At 72.0% G+C, this 15,866-nt stretch carries 14 protein-coding genes; 7 read left to right on the top strand and 7 right to left on the bottom strand.

Going from position 1 to position 15,866, the window contains the following annotated elements; all coding sequences use genetic code 11:
* Window positions 1-136 precede the first annotated feature (136 nt).
* The 4 genes from KCH87_RS28565 to KCH87_RS28580 all read right to left on the bottom strand — a co-directional run bounded on the left by KCH87_RS28565 (window position 137) and on the right by KCH87_RS28580 (window position 3,115).
* Window positions 137-568: a heme-binding protein gene (locus tag KCH87_RS28565; RefSeq protein WP_210589162.1), complete on the bottom strand. Its 432-nt coding sequence runs from the start codon at window positions 566-568 to the stop codon at window positions 137-139.
* A gap of 61 nt (window positions 569-629) precedes the next feature.
* Window positions 630-1,214, bottom strand: coding sequence for an NADPH-dependent FMN reductase (locus KCH87_RS28570; RefSeq protein ID WP_210589163.1), 585 nt, complete (start codon window positions 1,212-1,214; stop codon window positions 630-632).
* A gap of 66 nt (window positions 1,215-1,280) precedes the next feature.
* The gene (locus tag KCH87_RS50495) at window positions 1,281-2,219 is read right to left on the bottom strand and encodes a fumarylacetoacetate hydrolase family protein (RefSeq protein ID WP_210589164.1); all 939 of its coding nucleotides are present in this window, start codon (window positions 2,217-2,219) and stop codon (window positions 1,281-1,283) included.
* A 44-nt stretch (window positions 2,220-2,263) separates the two neighbouring features.
* Complete coding sequence (locus tag KCH87_RS28580; RefSeq protein ID WP_210589165.1) at window positions 2,264-3,115, bottom strand: hypothetical protein; 852 nt, start codon at window positions 3,113-3,115, stop codon at window positions 2,264-2,266.
* A 235-nt stretch (window positions 3,116-3,350) separates the two neighbouring features.
* On the opposite strand from KCH87_RS28580, the gene KCH87_RS28585 reads away from it, so the two are divergent.
* The 5 genes from KCH87_RS28585 (at window position 3,351) to KCH87_RS28610 (ending at window position 10,379) form a co-directional block, all read left to right on the top strand.
* Window positions 3,351-4,106 (top strand): SDR family oxidoreductase, encoded by a 756-nt coding sequence (locus tag KCH87_RS28585; RefSeq protein WP_210589166.1) that lies wholly within the window; start codon window positions 3,351-3,353, stop codon window positions 4,104-4,106.
* 133 nt (window positions 4,107-4,239) lie between these two features.
* A complete protein-coding gene (locus tag KCH87_RS28590; RefSeq protein WP_210589167.1) occupies window positions 4,240-5,073 on the top strand; it encodes a FadR/GntR family transcriptional regulator in 834 nt (277 codons plus the stop codon).
* On the top strand, window positions 5,070-7,043 hold the full coding sequence (locus KCH87_RS49340; RefSeq protein WP_247196952.1) for a thiamine pyrophosphate-dependent enzyme: 1,974 nt from the start codon (window positions 5,070-5,072) through the stop codon (window positions 7,041-7,043). Before KCH87_RS28590 ends, KCH87_RS49340 begins: the two co-directional genes overlap by 4 nt.
* Before the next feature lie 43 nt (window positions 7,044-7,086).
* Window positions 7,087-8,544: a benzaldehyde dehydrogenase gene (locus tag KCH87_RS28605; RefSeq protein ID WP_210589168.1), complete on the top strand. Its 1,458-nt coding sequence runs from the start codon at window positions 7,087-7,089 to the stop codon at window positions 8,542-8,544.
* 260 nt (window positions 8,545-8,804) lie between these two features.
* Entirely contained in the window at window positions 8,805-10,379 is a 1,575-nt protein-coding gene (locus KCH87_RS28610) for a carboxylesterase/lipase family protein (protein ID WP_210589169.1), read from the top strand.
* On the opposite strand, the gene KCH87_RS28615 is transcribed toward KCH87_RS28610, so the two are convergent.
* From KCH87_RS28615 to KCH87_RS28625, 3 genes are all read right to left on the bottom strand, one after another.
* The gene (locus KCH87_RS28615; RefSeq protein WP_210589170.1) at window positions 10,318-12,189 is read right to left on the bottom strand and encodes a glycoside hydrolase family 5 protein; all 1,872 of its coding nucleotides are present in this window, start codon (window positions 12,187-12,189) and stop codon (window positions 10,318-10,320) included. The genes KCH87_RS28610 and KCH87_RS28615 overlap by 62 nt on opposite strands.
* Window positions 12,190-12,296: 107 nt before the next feature.
* A complete protein-coding gene (locus tag KCH87_RS28620) occupies window positions 12,297-12,950 on the bottom strand; it encodes a response regulator transcription factor (RefSeq protein ID WP_210589171.1) in 654 nt (217 codons plus the stop codon).
* Window positions 12,950-13,894: a sensor histidine kinase gene (locus KCH87_RS28625; protein WP_308298935.1), complete on the bottom strand. Its 945-nt coding sequence runs from the start codon at window positions 13,892-13,894 to the stop codon at window positions 12,950-12,952. Before KCH87_RS28625 ends, KCH87_RS28620 begins: the two co-directional genes overlap by 1 nt.
* Before the next feature lie 247 nt (window positions 13,895-14,141).
* Between KCH87_RS28625 and KCH87_RS28630 the strand changes: the two genes are divergently transcribed.
* On the top strand, window positions 14,142-14,627 hold the full coding sequence (locus KCH87_RS28630) for a cation:proton antiporter regulatory subunit (protein WP_210589173.1): 486 nt from the start codon (window positions 14,142-14,144) through the stop codon (window positions 14,625-14,627).
* Between the two features lie 4 nt (window positions 14,628-14,631).
* Entirely contained in the window at window positions 14,632-15,855 is a 1,224-nt protein-coding gene (locus KCH87_RS28635; protein WP_210589174.1) for a cation:proton antiporter, read from the top strand.
* The last annotated feature ends 11 nt before the right edge of the window (window positions 15,856-15,866 follow it).

Consider the following 15,866-nt stretch of genomic DNA (forward strand, 5'->3'; position numbering starts at 1 on the left):
TGTTTGGGGAGTTCGATGCCGTGGCAGAAGCGGCGGCGTCCTGCCGGGGAATGCGGCTCGTGCTGGAGGAGTCACATCCGTTTCCGCTGCGGGCCGGGACCGTCCTGATCCGGTCCCGGCCCTGGTGGGGGGGCCGTCAGCCGGCGTCGGCGACGAGGCCGGCCTTCTCCACTCCGTGAACAGCGACCGTCTCGTCATTGTCCGGCCGGTCGCCGCTCACGCCCACCGCACCGAGCAGCTCGCCGTCGGCGTCGCGGATCAGCACGCCGCCCTTGGAGGAGGCGACGCGGCCCTCGGAGATCGCGGCGAGGGCGGAGAAGAACGCGGGATCACGGGTGGCGTGCCGGGCGCCGGCGGCGCCGCCCTGGCCGGTGCCGAGGCAGCCCCAGGCCTTGGCGTGGGCGATCTGCGGGCGCAGGATGCCGGCCTTCTCCTCGCGCTTGACCACCAGCGGATGGCCGCCGGGGTCGAGGACGGTGACGGTCAGCGGGCGCAGCCCCAGTTCGCGGGCGTGGCTCAGGGCCGCGTCCACGATCTCGGACGCCTGGTTCAGAGTCAGTGCGCTCATGTCTGCAACTCCTCTTCAGTGGGGGTGAGTTGTACGGAAGGGGGAATCGCCGGGCCGGTGCTCATCCGATCGGGGCGGTCGGCCGGGCGGCGGTGAGCGTCGCGGTGAGCCGCTGGAGCTCGTCGAGCACGCCGGTGGCGCTCTCGTCCAGCCCGGGGGCGGCCTGGAAGTTGCCGTCGGTGGTGAAGGAGAGCCGGACGAAGGGGATCTGCACGGAACCGGCCAGCGGCACCATGCCGAGCGCCGTCACCACGGGGACGAGCGCCTGTACGGCTCTGGCGCCGGCGGCGACACCGCCGTACCCGACGAAGGCGACGGGCTTGCCGGCCCACTCCTTGGCCAGGTAGTCGAGGGCGTTCTTGGTGGCGGCGTTGTAGCTGTGGTTGTACTCGGGCACCACGAACACATAGGCGTCGGCGGCGCTCACCGTCGCGCTCCAGCGCCGGGTGTGCTCGTGCTCGTACCGGCCGCGCTGCGGGGGGCGCGGTTCGTCCAGCAGCGGCAGCCCGACCTCGGCGAGGTCGACGAGTTCGGCGTCGAAGCCGGGGTGTTTCAGGGCCAGGGCGTGGAACCAGGCGGCGATGGCCGCACCGCGGCGGCCGGGACGGGTGCTGCCGATGATGATCTGTAGACGGGGGCGGGGCATTGGCCGGCCTTTCGTTGCTCGGGCGTCTCGTTGCTCGGTCGTCCCGTTGCTCGGTCGTCTCGTTGCTCAGTCGTCGAGGACGACCTTGTTCTCGACGACTCCGAGCCCCTCGATCGCGCCGCGGACCACGTCGCCGGGCTTGACGGCGCCGTGGCCGGCCGGGGTGCCGGTGGACAGCACGTCGCCGGGCGCGAGGGTGAGGGCGGCGGTGAGCCAGGCCAGTTGCTCGGGAACGGTGTGGAACATCTCCGCGGTGCTGCCGTCCTGGCGCACCTCGCCGTTGACCCACTGGCGGATACGCAGGGCGTGCGGGTCGGGGATCTCGTCGGCGGTGACGAACCAGGGGCCGCAGATGCCGTAGGTGTCGAAGCCCTTGGCCCGGTCCATACGGTTGTTGTCCCGGTCCGAGACGTCCCGGGAACCGACGTCGCAGAAGCCGACGTAACCGGCCACCGCGCGCAGGGCGTTGTCGGTGGTGAGGAGACGGGAGCGGGGGCCGATGACGACCGCCAGCTCCATCTCCGGGTCGACCTGTTCGCTGATCGCGGGGTGCCGCAGGTCGTCGTGCGGGCCGGCCAGCGCGCCGGGAGCCTTGAGGCAGCCCTGGAGGCCGCGCCGGGGCGGCGGCTCCTCGCCGGGGGCGGGCCGCCGGCGCGGATAGTTGGCCAGCATGCACCAGACGGTGCGCGGACTGCCGACGGGCGAACCGAGCCGCCCCGGCTCGTCGGACCACAGACAGTCCTCGTCCAGTACGCCGGTGCCGACCTGCGCCACCGCCCAGTCGAACAGGCGTCGTACGGTGGCGAGTTGGGGATCCGCCTGGAGCAGCGCGGAGAGGTCGCCGGGGACGGCGAGCCGGGAGCGGGCCAGGGCGTCGTCCCGATGGACGCCGTCCGTCTGGAGCCGTCGTACGAACGCGGCCTGGATGTCGATGAGTTGGTGCGGAACCACTTCGGCGAAGCAGAGCCGATCGCCGAAGGGGGTCCGCCGGGAGGCGATTTTCACGGGGTAACTGGCCTTCTCCGTGCGGGTGGACGGGTGTCGTGCACTCAGCCCTTGTCCGCTTCCTTGGGGTTCTCGAAGCGGATACCGCCGTCCGTGGCCACGGTCACGAACTTGTCGTCGTCCGGCTCGACCGGCTCGACGATGGGCGGCAACCCGACGGTGTACAGCACCAGTTCCTCGGTGGCGACGTACCGCACCTTGTCGCCGGGGTCGGCCTCGACCGCCCCCATCCAGCCGACCTCCGTGCCCTCGGCCGTGCCCTTGCCCTGGAGCACCACGGTCAGCCGCCGGGCGTCCGTGCTCTCCGAGATCCACTCCGCGCCGGAGTCGATCTTGACGAACTCGATCCAGAACTGCCGCTCGGTGTAGGTGCCGATGTGCTTGCGCTTCACGCCCGGCCAGCCGGCCACCGGCAGGTAGTTGAAGTGGTCCGGGTTGCTGATCACCACGCCGTTGTAGCGGGGCTTGGGGAACCGATGGTCGCGCACCGGGCGCCGCTCGGCCTGGGCCTCCTTGTTGTCCGGGCCGCGACCGCGCCCGGCGCTCATGCCGAGGGCCGAGGCGCCGCCGAACTGGAGCACGAGCTGAAGCTGCTTGGGGTCCTCCAGCTTGTCGTCCTGCGGCCCGTAGGTCTGGCCCTCGGGGAAGTAGCCGACCTCGCCCTCGCGCAGGAAGCCCTGCTCGCCGATGTTCATGTCGCCGACCACGGGCAGCCGGATCTGTTCGAAGGTGTGGCAGTGCCGGGGCATCTGGAAGTCGGCCTCGTTGCGGCCCAGGATGTAGCGGTAGTTCTCGAACGGCTTGCTGCGGTCGCCCATCAGCAAGTAGTTGAACGAGACCGTCCCCCTGGGATGGTCCATCTTGTACGCGTTCTCGTCATACGGCGCGATCTTCATCGCAGTCCTCCGTCATGAGGTGTACGCCCGTGCGGTGATCCGCGCGCGGCCTCGGGGGCTCGCGCGGGCGGGCTGGTGTGGTTTCCGAAGGCGATCGTCCGGTCGGGGGTCTGCGGCCTGGCCGCCACGCGCTTCGTCGAAGACATCCGGTCGTCGCTACCCCTCAAAGAAACCTTCCTAGTAGGTTTGTGTCAAGGTAGGTAGAGAGCTTTAGTCGAAATTGAAGGAGCCGGAGATGACCGAGATGGCACTAAAGGGGACGGTTTCCCTGGTCACGGGCGCGTCCAGCGGCATAGGCGCCGCCGTGGCCCGCGACCTGGCGTCCCGGGGATCGACTGTGGCCCTGGTGGCCCGCCGCGAGGACCGGCTGGACGCCCTTGCCGTGAAGCTGCGGGAGGCCGGCGGGAGCGCCCTGCCGGTGGCCGCGGACGTGACCGACGCCGAGCAGGCCCGCGATGCGGTGGAGCGGACCGTCGACTCCCTGGGCCGGCTGGACATCCTCGTCAACAACGCCGGGGCGACCCGGCCGGGACCGATGCTCGAAGCGCCGGTGGACTCCTGGGAACAGATGATCCGGGTGAACCTGCTCGGCACCCTCTACTTCAGCCACGCCGCCCTGCCGCACCTGATCGCCGCCGCCCGGGACGACCTCAGGGGCGTCGCCGACCTGGTGGGCATCAGCTCACTGTCGGGGCGCACCGTCAACAAGAGCAACGGGGTGTACGCCGCCACGAAGCAGGCACTCAACACCTACAGCGAGTCCCTGCGCCAGGAGCTGGCCGGCCGCCGGGTCCGCGTCTCGGTACTGGAACCGGCGTCGGTGGCGACCGACTTCCTGCCCGCACAGATGCGCACGCGACTGCACGAGCAGCGGCCGTTCGAGCGGCTGAGCCCGGCGGATGTCGCCGACGCCGTGGGGTACGTCGTCACGCGCCCCGCCCGTGCGGCCGTGAGCCATCTGCTGATCCGGCCGAGCGAGTCGGAGCGGTGAGCCGGCTCCAGGCCATTGACTCCCGACCTTTGACTCCAGACCATTGCCTCAACCTACCAGGTAGGTTAAATTGTAGGCGTTGACACCATAGGAGATCCGGGCGCCGAACGTCCGGCACACGCTCGGGAGTGACATGTCCGTGCCCCAGACCCCCGCGAAAATCTTCCGCGGCCGGGTGGCCGACCAGATCGTCGAGGACCTCCGCACACAGATCCTCAGCGGCACCCTGCCCGACGGATCACGGCTGCCGGCCGAACGGGAGCTGGCCGCGTACTACGACGTCAGCGGCCCCACCGTCCGCGAGGCGATCCGGGTGCTGACCGCCATGGGCCTGGTCAACACCCGCAACGGCAGCCGGGCCACCGTCACCGCGCAGGGCGACACCCTGCTCGCGGTGTCCATCGCCTCCGTGGTGCAGGTCGAGAAGGTCGGCGCCCGGGAGGCGCTCGGTCTGCTCGGCGCGCTCAACGCCTACGCCGCCGAACTCGCCGCCGAGCACGCCACGGACGAGGAGATCGCCCGGCTGCGCGAGGCGGCCCAGGCCATCCCCGCCGCCGAGGGCGTGGAGCGGTCGGCCGCGGCGCTGCGGGACTTCTTCGTCCTGCTCGCCGAGATCTCGCACAACCCGCTGCTGGCCGCCCTGTGCCGGTTCCTCACCGAGATGCAGGTCGGGCTCGCCGTGAAGCTGTCCGGCGGCGAGGGCGGCGACTTCGGACAGGTCACCGGTCCGCTCCACCCGGAGCGGATGCGGATCGTGGCCGCGGTCGCCTCCCGGGACCCCCGGCACGCGGCGGTCGTGGTCCGCGACTACCACCGCAAGGTCATCGAGCGGATCGCCGAGGTCCGCAAGGCCGCCGGGGACACCGGCGACTCCGAGACCGGTCTGACCGAAGCGCTCACCGCCTGGCTTCAGTCGAACGTCACCCTGGGCGGCCAGGTCGCGAGCCGCCGGAGCACGCTTTCATGACGGCACCGACCACCGTGAACCGCACTGTCCGCGAGGCCGCCTTCGACGTCCTGCGCCTGCACGGCCTGACGACCCTCTTCTCCAACCCCGGCTCGACGGAGGTCTCGTTCCTCACCGACCTGCCCGGGGATCTGGAGTTCGTCCTGGCCCTGCACGAGGGCTCGGTGGTCGGCGCCGCGACCGGCTGGGCGCTGGCCCGCGAGGAACCCGCGCTGGTCCTGCTGCACACCACCGCCGGGCTCGGCAACGCGGTGGGCGCGCTGGCCACCGCCCGCGTCAACCGGGCGCCCCTGGTCGTCCTGGTCGGCCAGCAGGACCGTCGGCACCTCGCCCAACAGCCCTTCCTCGCTGGGCGGTTGGAAGGGCTGGCCGGGGACTATCCGGTACGGGCGGAAACGCCGGCGCGCGCCCAGGACGTGCCCGGCGCGATCGGCAGGGCCGTGCACGCCGCCCGCGAGGCCCGTGGCCCGGCCCTGGTCCTCGTCCCCATGGACGACTGGGCGCAGCCGGCCGAGGACCTGCCGATAGCGGCCCCGGCCGCCGTGCGCCGATCGGCGGCCGCGGACCCGGGGGACGTCGCCGAGGTCGCCGATCTGCTGTCCGGGGCCGCCGCGCCCGTCCTGGTGGTCGGCGCGGGCGCCGACGGCGCGGACACCTGGGGAGCCCTCACCGCACTCGCCGAACGGCTCGACTGCCCCGTGTGGCAGGAGCCCTTCGGCGCCCGCGCCGGATTCCCCCAGGACCACCGGCGCTTCGCCGGCCACCTCCCCGCCGACCGACCCCGGCTGCGTACGGCACTCGCTCCGCACGACCTGGTGCTGTGCGTGGGCGCCCCCTTCCTGCGCCAATACCCTTACGCACCCGGCAAGTTGACCGACGCCCGCGTGATCGTGGTCACGGACGACCCGACCGAGGCCCACCACTCCCCCGTCGAACTCGCCGTCGTCACCCCCCTGGCCGACTTCTGCAACCGCCTGGCCCGCCGCACACCCCCGCGAACACCGGCGGAGACCGCGACGGCGGGGCCGACGCCCCGTCAACCCCCTTCGCCCGCCGAGCCGTTGTCCCCCTCACCCGGGGGACCGTCATCTCCCTCGCCCGGCGGGCCGCCGGAGAAGACCACCCCGGTCAGGGCAACGGCCCATCAACCCCCGTCGCCCGGGGAGCTGTTGCCCCCCTCTCCCGGCGGGCCACCGGAGCAAACCACCCCGATGCGGCCGACGCCCCATCAACCCCCTTCACCCGCCGAGCCCTTTCCCCCTTTGCCCGCCGGGACACCGGGGGAGAACGCCCCGCTCAGACCGACCGCCCATCAACCTCCCTCGCCCGGAGAGCCGTTGCCCCCCTCACCCGGCGGGCCGCCGGAGAAGACCACCCCGATGCGGCCGACGCCCCATCAACCCCCTTCACCCGGCCAGCCGTTGTCCCCTTCCCACGTCCTGGCCGCCCTCGCCGAGCGGCTGCCCATGGACACCGTCGTGGTGGAGGAGACCCCGTCCTCGCGCCCCGACCTGCACGCCCTGCTGCCCGCCCGGGCGCCGCTCGGGTTCCTCAGTGCCGCGATGGGCGGACTCGGCTTCGCGTTGCCCGCTGCCGTCGGTGTGCGGATGGCCCGGCCCCGGCGCCCGGTGGTGGCCGTCGTGGGCGACGGCTCCTCCCTGTACCAGATCCAGGCGTTGTGGACGGCCGCCCACTACGGGGTCGGCGCCGTCTTCGTCGTCCTCGCCAACGGCCGCTACGCCGTCATGGACAAGCTCGCCGACCAGCACGGCGGGAAAGCGCCGTGGCCCTCGTTCGAGGAGGTCAGCGTCGCCGGGCTCGCCGAGAGCCTCGGCTGTCCGGCCCGTCGGATCACCGAGTACGCCGACCTGTGCGCGACGCTCGACACCCTCTGCGCCGACCTGCCGGACCGCACCGAGCCGCTGGTCCTCGAAGTCTCCGTCTCGGCAGAGGGCACGTTCCAGCCCTGACCCGACTCCCAGCCCCATTGCCCCCCGCCCTCTGGAGGCCGTCATGTTCCTGCTCGATCCCGCGCTCTGGTCCGGCAAGGCCGGCATCGGCGGCTGGACGGCCCCGACGGGCGGCACCGCCCCGGTCGTTGAGCCCGCCACCGGTGAAGTCCTGGAGGTCATCGGCGTCGCCACCGCCGAGGACGTCTCCGCCGCCGCCGAACGCGCCGCGCGTGCCCAACTCGCCTGGGCACGCACCCCGTACACCGAACGCGCCGCCGTCCTCCGTTGCGCCGGCGACCTGTTCACCCTGCACGCCGAGGAGATCCAGCGCTGGCTGGTCCGGGAGGCCGGCAGCATTCCCGGCAAGGCCGCCTTCGAGACGAGCATCGCCGCGCAGGAGTGCTACGAGGCCGCCGCCCTGGTCTCCCGGCCGCTCGGGGAGGTGCTGCCCTCCGGCGAGCCGAGGCTCAGCCTGGCCCGCCGGGTGCCTGCGGGCGTGGTCGGCGTCATCGCCCCCTTCAATGTGCCGCTCGTCCTGGGCATCCGCTCCGTCGCACCCGCCCTGGCCCTCGGCAACGCCGTGCTGCTCAAGCCGGACCTGCGCACCGCCGTGTCCGGCGGGGTGGCGATCAGCCGAGTGTTCGAGGAGGCCGGGCTGCCCGAGGACGTGCTGCAACTGCTCCCGGGAGGCGCCGACACTGGGTCGGCACTCGTCACGGCCCCTCAGGTGCGCGTGATCTCCTTCACCGGCTCCACCGCGGCCGGCCGCAAGGTGGGCGCCGCCGCGGCCGAGCACCTCAAGCGCGCCCACCTCGAACTCGGCGGCAACTCCGCGCTGATCGTGCTGCCCGATGCCGACCTCGAGCGCGCCGCCTCCACGGCCGCGTGGGGTTCGTTCTTCCACCAGGGCCAGGTCTGCATGAGCACCGGCCGCCACCTCGTCCACGCCTCGATCGCCGACGAGTACGTCGAACGGCTCGCGGAGAAGGCGGAGCACCTCCCCGTCGGCAACCCGGCCAAGGAGGAGGTCGCCCTGGGCCCGGTCATCGACGCGGGGCAGCGGGACAAGATCCACGGTCTCGTCGGCGCCAGCATCGACGCCGGCGCCCGTCTGGTGGCCGGCGGCACCTACGAGGACCTCTTCTACCGGCCCACCGTGCTCACCGCCGTCACCGACGCCTCGCCCGCCTACACGGAGGAGGTCTTCGGCCCGGTCGCCCCGGTCCGCGCCTTCTCCGACCTCGACGAGGCGGTCGCCCTGGCCACCGCGAGTCCGTACGGCCTGTCCCTGGGCATCCTCACGTCCGACGTGATGCGCGGCCTCGACCTGGCCGAGCGCATCCCCACCGGCCTGGTCCACATCAACGACCAGACCGTCAACGACGAGGCAGTGGCCCCCTTCGGCGGTACCGCCGCCTCCGGCACCGGCGCCCGCTTCGGTGGCACCGCGAACATCGAGGCGTTCACCGAAACCCGCTGGATCACGGCCCGCTCGGCTCAGCCGCAGTACCCGTTCTGAGGCGTCCCACCACCGCTTCAGACCGCCGGACGATCGGAGAACGCAGATCGGCTGAACGCTGCCCGCGCTGAAATGCCCTGACTTCGGGCACTGGATCACCCTCAACGCCTGGCTGGAGGAGCACCGGCGAACTCTTCCTGCGCTACTACCTGCCCTGCATCGACAGCCCGCCGCTGACCATGGACGGCCGGACGTCGCGACGTAGACCGTCGGGCAATAAATGAATGGCACGCAGCGCGGACCGACGGGATGATCCGGTCATGGCCTCTGCCTCGTCCGAGCCCCAGCCCCAGCCCGTACTCGTACACACGACGGCCGGCACGCTGCGCGGCAGCCGGGAGGACGGGGTGGCGGTCTTCCGCGGCATCCCGTTCGCCGAGCCGCCCGTCGGCGCACTCCGTTTCGCCGCGCCACGGCCCGCGAAGGGCTGGGACGGCGTACGGCCCGCCCGGGATTTCGGACCGCCGGCACCGCAGGGTATGGACGCGGCGGGGGACACGCAGGGCGACGACTGGCTGACGGCCAACGTCTGGACGCCCGAGCCGGACCCGGGCGCGAGGCGCGCGGTGATGGTGTGGATCCACGGCGGCGCCTACATGATCGGCACGTCCGGCCTCCCGGAGTACGACGGTGCCCGTCTCGCCAGGGACGGCGATGTCGTCGTGGTGACCTTCAACTACCGGATCGGGGCAGAGGGGTTCGCGCAGATCGAGGGGGCGCCCGCCAACCGGGGTCTGCTCGACCAGGTCGCCGCTCTGGAGTGGGTGCGCGACACGATCGGGGCCTTCGGCGGCGACCCCGACCGGGTCACCGTCTTCGGCCAGTCGGCGGGCGGCGGATCCGTCGCCGCGCTGCTGGCGATGCCGAGCGCCACCGGGCTCTTCCGGAGGGCCGTCGCACAGAGCGTGCAGGGCACGTTCTTCACGCCGGAACTCGCTGCCGACATCGCCGCCGAATGCGCGTCGGAGCTGGGCCTGCGGCCCACGGTGACCGAACTCTCCACGGTGGACCCGCAGTTGCTGGCCATCGCCGGAGACGCGGTCACCGCCCGGCTGCCCGAGTCGGTCGACCGGTGGGGCCCGGTCGCGTACCGGTCGGTCACGTTCGCGCCCGTCGTCGACGGGGACGCCCTGCCCGTCACGCCCTGGCAGGCGCTGGCCGACGGCGCCGGCCGGGGCATCGACCTCCTCGTCGGGCACACCCGCGACGAGCAGCGCCTGCTGAGCCTGCTCGACGGTCTGCTCGGCCAGGTGACGGAGGAGCAGGCGGAACAGGCCCTGCGGCTCGTCGCCCCGGGCCCGGACGGCGCGCGCCGCTACCGCGACGGCTTTCCTGCCGCGAGCCCCAACGAGCTGCACGAAACGGTGAATTCGGACTGGGCGTTCCGCATGCCGAGCCTCCACCTCGCCCAGGCGCACCACGACGCCGGCGGCCGGGCCCACGTCTACGAGCTGACCTGGCCCGCCCCCGGCCTGGGCGGCATCCTCGGCGCCTGTCACGGCCTCGACGTACCGCTCGTCTTCGGGAACCTGGACCGCGGCCAGCCGGCCACCCTGATCGGCGACAGCCCGTACCCCGAGGCGGAGGCGCTGTCCGCACGCATGCGTGCCGCGTGGACGCGGTTCGCCGTCGATGGCGACCCGGGCTGGCCCGCGTACGACGCGGAACACCGCCTGACGCAGGTATACGGTGCCCAGCCGGAGGTCACCCGCTATCCGGAGGAGACCTCACGCCTCCTGTGGCAGCATCACACCTTCGCCCCGCTGCCGCTGCTCAGCTCACCTTCCGGCAGTACAGCGCGTCCGGCGTTCGAGCCGACCCCACCCGCCCGGTGAACGCGACCCCGGACGCGTACTCGTCGTCCGCGCACTGACCCTTGTAGTGCCCCTGGGCGAAGTCACCGCCCTTGGGCGCCGGTCCCCGGTTGTCACCGCGGTCGAACCAGACCGTACGACCGCTCGTGCCGGCGGTCGGGCCTGCCGCGCACAGGGCGGAGGACACGGCAGCCCCGCGCACGCTGTAGCCGATCATGAAGTAGCCGTCGGCGCACTGGAGTTTGGTGTAGCCGGACGCCCAGTCGTTGCCCGGCGTGACATGCCGCTCGTCGACGACCACCTCATGACCGCCGGCCGGAGCCGATGAGGATCCGATGTCCGAGCACAGGCCCCGGTTGCCGGTGTGGCTGAGGCCGAGCAGGCGCTGCCCGTCGGGGCAGACCGCCTTGCGGGCACCGGAGTCGAAGTCGGGCAGCGCCCGCATCCGCCGGGACTGGACGAAGTCGCCGTGGTCGGGGCTGAGCATCGACCACTCCGCGACCGGCGCGACCTGGCCGGTGCGCCCCTGGGCCTGGACGAGCCGGGTCCAGGCGCCGGCCCGCCAGTCGTCACCGTCGTACACGCCCATGCGGTTGCCCGCCGCGTCCCAGTGCAGCAGCGCCCAGCCGTTGCCCTTGCGGTCCTCGTGCCGGCCGACGAGCGGCCAGTACGCGAAGTCGGCGTCGGTACGGATGAGTTGGTCGACGAAGTTCTCGAACCAGGCGCGCTGCTTCGCCCCCGTCTCGTCACGGCCGCCGACACCGAACTCACTGATCCAGACGGGGGCGGTGAAGTGCTGGTCCTGTTCGGAGCTCACGAAGAAGGCCTGCCGGTTCAGGACGTCGATCAACTCGGCCGGGCTCAGATCCCGGTAGCGCGGGTCGCTGGTCTCCCCGGTCCCGGTGGCTCCGCTGTGATTCGGGCCCGTGTAGTCGTAGAAGTGGGCGGAGTACACGAGCTTTCCGGAGTCGACGAGGGTGTGCGAGAGACGGCGTACGGGCTCCAGGGTGGGGCGTTCGTGGGCGAAGCCGTCGACGGGGATGCCGGTCCAGTTGATGCCCTCGACGATGATCAGCAGGTCGGGATCGGCCTCCGTCAGGATGCGGTCGCCGATGCGCTGCGAGGCGGCGAACCAGTCATGGTCGTCACCGAGGCCCCAGTTGGGGTCGTCCCAGACGTTGCGGCGGACCTCGTTGTAGAGATCGGCGCCGACCACCCGCTTGTTGTCCTTGTAGCGGCGGGCCATGAACAGCCAGTCGTTCTCCCAGGTCTCGGCCGACTGGCTCGCGTTCCAGCGCTCGTTGCCGTCGACTCCGCAGCACCAACGGGTCGTGTTGGTGTGGTTGTTGAGGATCACGGCGAGTCCGGCGGCGGTGAGCTCACGGACCACGACGTCGTACACCTGGAGCGGTATCATGCCGCGCAGCGACGGATTGGCCGCGACGGCGTCGTCCGTGACGGGAACGGTGTCGTGGATCATCTCGTTGGAGAAGGGGAGGCGGATGCTGTTGATCCCGATCTCCTGGAAACCGGCGATGATCTCGGCCATGGGGGCGCGGTCCAGGCCGAGCGGGATCCGGCCGGAGTTCTCGCCCGCGTGATGGTTGGCGTCGTCCGCCGTGTCGCCAGAGCCGTTCCAAGTGCCGCTGGCGCCGTGCCAGTTGCCGGAGCGCAGTTTGAAGCGGTCACCGTCGGCGTCGACGATCCAACGGCCGCGGGTGCTGAGCGGTCCCGCCCACTCCGCGGCGGCCGTGCTCTCGGCCTGCGCGGGAGTGGGTGCCAGAGGCAGCAGGAGAAGTACGGCGACCAGTGTGGCTCTGAGGATGCGCATGGTCTCCAACCCGACAGATCCAAGCCGCGTGATTTGACATGGCAGCGTCATCATGAGGTGCCGTCCCGGCTTAGTCCAGACCTGCACCTCGGAGAACCCGCCCGACCTCAGGGCTCGATGAGCCCCGCCCGTATCGCATACCGGGTCAGTTCCAGGCGGTCGCGCATGCCCAGCTTGTGCAGCAGGTTGGCGCGATGCCGTTCGACCGTCTTCGCGCTGATGAAGAGGAGCTCGCCTATCTCCTTGGAGGTGTGCCCCTCGGCCACCAGCTTGAGGATCTCCTCCTCGCGGTCGGTGACGGCCCGCGCGGGCAGGTCGTCGCCCCGGTGCAGCCGGTCCAGGTAGGAGCGGACGAGGGCCCGTTCCGCTCCCGGGTAGACGAACGGCTCGTCGCGCATCGCCGCCCGGCACGCCTCGACCAGGTCCCGGTCGGCGACGGACTTCAGGACATAGCCCGAGGCCCCGGCCTTGAGGGCCTCGAAGAAGTACTGCTCGTTGTCGTACATCGTGAGGACGAGAATCCGCAGCCCCGGTATGCGGCGCGAGAGTTCGCGGGCCGCCTGAAGCCCGGTCATCCGGGGCATGGCGATGTCCAGGACGGCCAGATCCACCTCGGTGTCACGCGCCAGCGCGACCGCCTCGGCGCCGTCCCCGGCCTCGGCGACCACCGTGAGATCGGGCTCGCCGTCCAGGATGAGCCGCACTCCACGTCGTACGAGGGTGTGGTCGTCCGCGAGCAGAACGCGGGTCGGTGCGGACATCAGCGACCTCCGGCCGGTATGCGCAGGCGTACGTCCGTCCCCCGGCCCTCGGGCCCCGGCCGCACGGCGAGCGCCGCGCCGATCAGCAGCGCACGCTCGCGCATGCCCCCGATCCCGGCGCCCTCCGGCGCCGTACCCAGGCCCTTGCCGTTGTCGCGTACGACGAGTTCGACAGCGTCGGCGATCCGCCGGAACCGGATCTCGGCGCGGGCGGCACCGGCGTGCCGGGCCGTGTTGGTGAGGGCTTCCTGGGCGACCCGGTAGACGACGAGTTCCGCCTCCTCGGGCAGCGCGGGCAGATCGCCGGGAACGTGGTGACGTACCGAAAGGCCATGCGCGGTGAACTCCGTCGCCAGCGAGCGCAGGGCGCTGGCCAGGCCCAGTTCCTCCAGGACGCCCGGGCGCAGCCGACGCGCTGTGCGGCGGATCTCGTCGAGGCCGGCGCGGGTGGCCTCCTGGGCCTGGCCGACCTCCTCGCGCAGCTCCTCGGGGGCGCGGTCGGCGACGCGCTTGAGCTGGAGGAGGACGGCGGTCATGGTCTGGCCGACCTCGTCGTGCAGCTCGCGGGCGATGCGGTGCCGCTCCCGCTCCTGCGCCGACAGCGCACGGGCCGCGCTGCTGGCGCGCTCGGTCTCCAGCCGGTCGAGCATCGTGTTGTACGTCGTGATCAGCTCGGCCGTCTCCGCCGGACCGGCGACGGCCGCGCGGGCGCCCGGCCGCAGCAGATCAGCGGTGGCCATCGACCGGCCCAGCCGCTGGAGCGGAGCCAGCCCGACACGCAGGACCACGGCATTGGCGGCCAGCAGTACGGCCAGTCCGGCGACCACGACGAGCGCCTCGGCGGGCAGTACGGGGGTCGACACGGTGATCGGGCCCAGCAGCAGCGCGGCGGCCACGACCAGGCCCGCGGAGTTGAGCGAGAAGATCCGCCAGAACAGCGACACGTTCCCGGCTCCGCCCCTTCCGATCCGTCGGCACTTCTGCGCCGGCACCAGCCTCGCCGCCCGCGTCCGGCCGCGTATATCCGTCACAACACCCATGTCGCCACCGTATGCGGGGGTGGCAGCATGGCGATGCCGCCCCGAAGTCGATCAAAGATCCTCGAACAGCAATCCGGCTCGGAAGCGCGGCCCTTCAGCCCGTCCACGTGACGAGCCGCACATCCGGCCCAGCGAGAGGAAGAGAAGAAACGTGTCCGCTCCACGCCTGAGGGCGACGCCGCTGCCCGGCATCGGGGTCCAGTACGACCTGATGACGCGAGAGAACCGCCATCTGTCGGTGGTGGCCCACCGCGACGGCGCCCGCACGGTGAGCGTGTACCGCGCCGACGATCCCGACTCCTGCGCCCAGTCGCTGCGGCTGACCGGCTCGGAGGCGGGCTCGCTGATCGATGCGCTGAAGCCGTCCCACCACAGCGCGAGCCTGCTCTACACGACCGACCTCGGCCTGGTCGCCGAGCGCGTCGAGGTGGCCGCCGCCTCGCGCTGGAACGGCCGGGTGCTCGGCGACACCCGGATGCGCACCGATACCGGCGCCTCCGTGGTGGCCGTGCTGCGCCGCGCGGAGGCGATTCCGTCCCCGACGCCGGACTTCCGGCTCGCGGGCGGCGACGTCCTGATCGTCATCGGCACCCGCGAGGGTGTCGACGCGGCCGCGGCGATACTCGGGCGGGAGTGAACGCGTGCACTCCTCCGCGGTCCTGCTGATCGAGTTCGGTTCCATCATTCTCGGCCTCGGCCTGCTCGGCCGGGTGGCCGCGCGTCTGAGCTTCTCGCCGATCCCGCTGTATCTGCTGGCGGGGCTGGCCTTCGGCGAGGGCGGTCTGCTGCCGCTCGGCGCGAGCGAGGAGTTCATCGCCATCGGCGCCGAGATCGGCGTCATCCTGCTGCTGCTCATGCTGGGCCTGGAGTATTCGGCGAGCGATCTGGTCTCCAACCTCAAGGCCCACTACCCGTCCGGCCTGGTCGACTTCGCCCTGAACGCGCTGCCCGGCGCCGCGGCCGCGCTGCTGCTGGGCTGGGGCCCGGTGGCCGCCGTGGTGCTGGCCGGCGTCACCTGGATCTCGTCCTCGGGTGTGATCGCCAAGGTGCTGGGCGACCTGGGCCGGATCGGCAACCGCGAGACCCCGGTCATCCTCAGCGTGCTAGTCCTGGAGGACCTGGCGATGGCCGTGTATCTGCCCATCGTCACCGCGGTGGTGGCCGGCGTCGGCCTCGCGGCCGGCAGCGTCACGCTGGCGATCGCGCTCGGTGTCGCGGGGCTCGTGCTGTTCGTGGCGCTGCGCTACGGCCGGGTGATCTCCCGGTTCGTCTCCAGCGACGACCCGGAGAAACTGCTCCTCGTGGTGCTCGGCCTGACCATCCTGGTCGCCGGCGTGGCCCAGCAGTTGCAGGTGTCGGCCGCGGTCGGCGCGTTCCTGGTCGGCATAGCGCTGTCCGGCGAGGTCGCGGAGGGTGCGCACACGCTGCTGAGCCCGCTCAGGGACCTGTTCGCCGCGGTGTTCTTCGTGTTCTTCGGGCTGCACACCGACCCGGCCAGCATCCCGCCGGTCCTGCTGCCGGCCCTCGCACTGGCCGCCGTCACCGCCGCGACGAAGATCGCCACCGGCTATTGGGCCGCCCGTCGCGCCGGGATCCCGGTGAAGGGACGCTGGCGTACGGGAGGTGCGCTGGTGGCGCGCGGCGAGTTCTCGATCGTCATCGCGGGGCTGGCGGTCACCGCCGGCATCGAGCCGTCGCTGGGACCGCTGGCGACGGCGTACGTCCTCATCCTGGTCGTCGTCGGACCGCTCACCGCGCGCTACACCGAGCCACTGGCCACCCTCTGGACGAGACGGCGCTCGGGCGCCCGCGGCGAGACCCGCGAAGAGGACGGCGAGCGGGAGCGGACGGCGGTGGGCGACTGACGGTCGGGGCG

The sequence above is a fragment of the Streptomyces sp. GESEQ-35 genome, assembly GCF_017948485.1.
In the GTDB taxonomy this organism is placed as follows: Bacteria; Actinomycetota; Actinomycetes; order Streptomycetales; family Streptomycetaceae; genus Streptomyces.

Excerpts from the sequence above, each read along its gene's own strand:
- KCH87_RS49340 (WP_247196952.1), top strand. The coding sequence starts at position 5,070 with ATGACGGCACCGACCACCGTGAACCGCACTGTCCGCGAGGCCGCCTTC.
- KCH87_RS28620 (WP_210589171.1), bottom strand. The coding sequence starts at position 12,950 with ATGTCCGCACCGACCCGCGTTCTGCTCGCGGACGACCACACCCTCGTA.
- KCH87_RS28585 (WP_210589166.1), top strand. The coding sequence starts at position 3,351 with ATGACCGAGATGGCACTAAAGGGGACGGTTTCCCTGGTCACGGGCGCG.
- KCH87_RS28570 (WP_210589163.1), bottom strand. The coding sequence starts at position 1,214 with ATGCCCCGCCCCCGTCTACAGATCATCATCGGCAGCACCCGTCCCGGC.
- KCH87_RS28565 (WP_210589162.1), bottom strand. The coding sequence starts at position 568 with ATGAGCGCACTGACTCTGAACCAGGCGTCCGAGATCGTGGACGCGGCC.
- KCH87_RS28605 (WP_210589168.1), top strand. The coding sequence starts at position 7,087 with ATGTTCCTGCTCGATCCCGCGCTCTGGTCCGGCAAGGCCGGCATCGGC.
- KCH87_RS28580 (WP_210589165.1), bottom strand. The coding sequence starts at position 3,115 with ATGAAGATCGCGCCGTATGACGAGAACGCGTACAAGATGGACCATCCC.
- KCH87_RS28610 (WP_210589169.1), top strand. The coding sequence starts at position 8,805 with ATGGCCTCTGCCTCGTCCGAGCCCCAGCCCCAGCCCGTACTCGTACAC.
- KCH87_RS28590 (WP_210589167.1), top strand. The coding sequence starts at position 4,240 with ATGTCCGTGCCCCAGACCCCCGCGAAAATCTTCCGCGGCCGGGTGGCC.
- KCH87_RS28615 (WP_210589170.1), bottom strand. The coding sequence starts at position 12,189 with ATGCGCATCCTCAGAGCCACACTGGTCGCCGTACTTCTCCTGCTGCCT.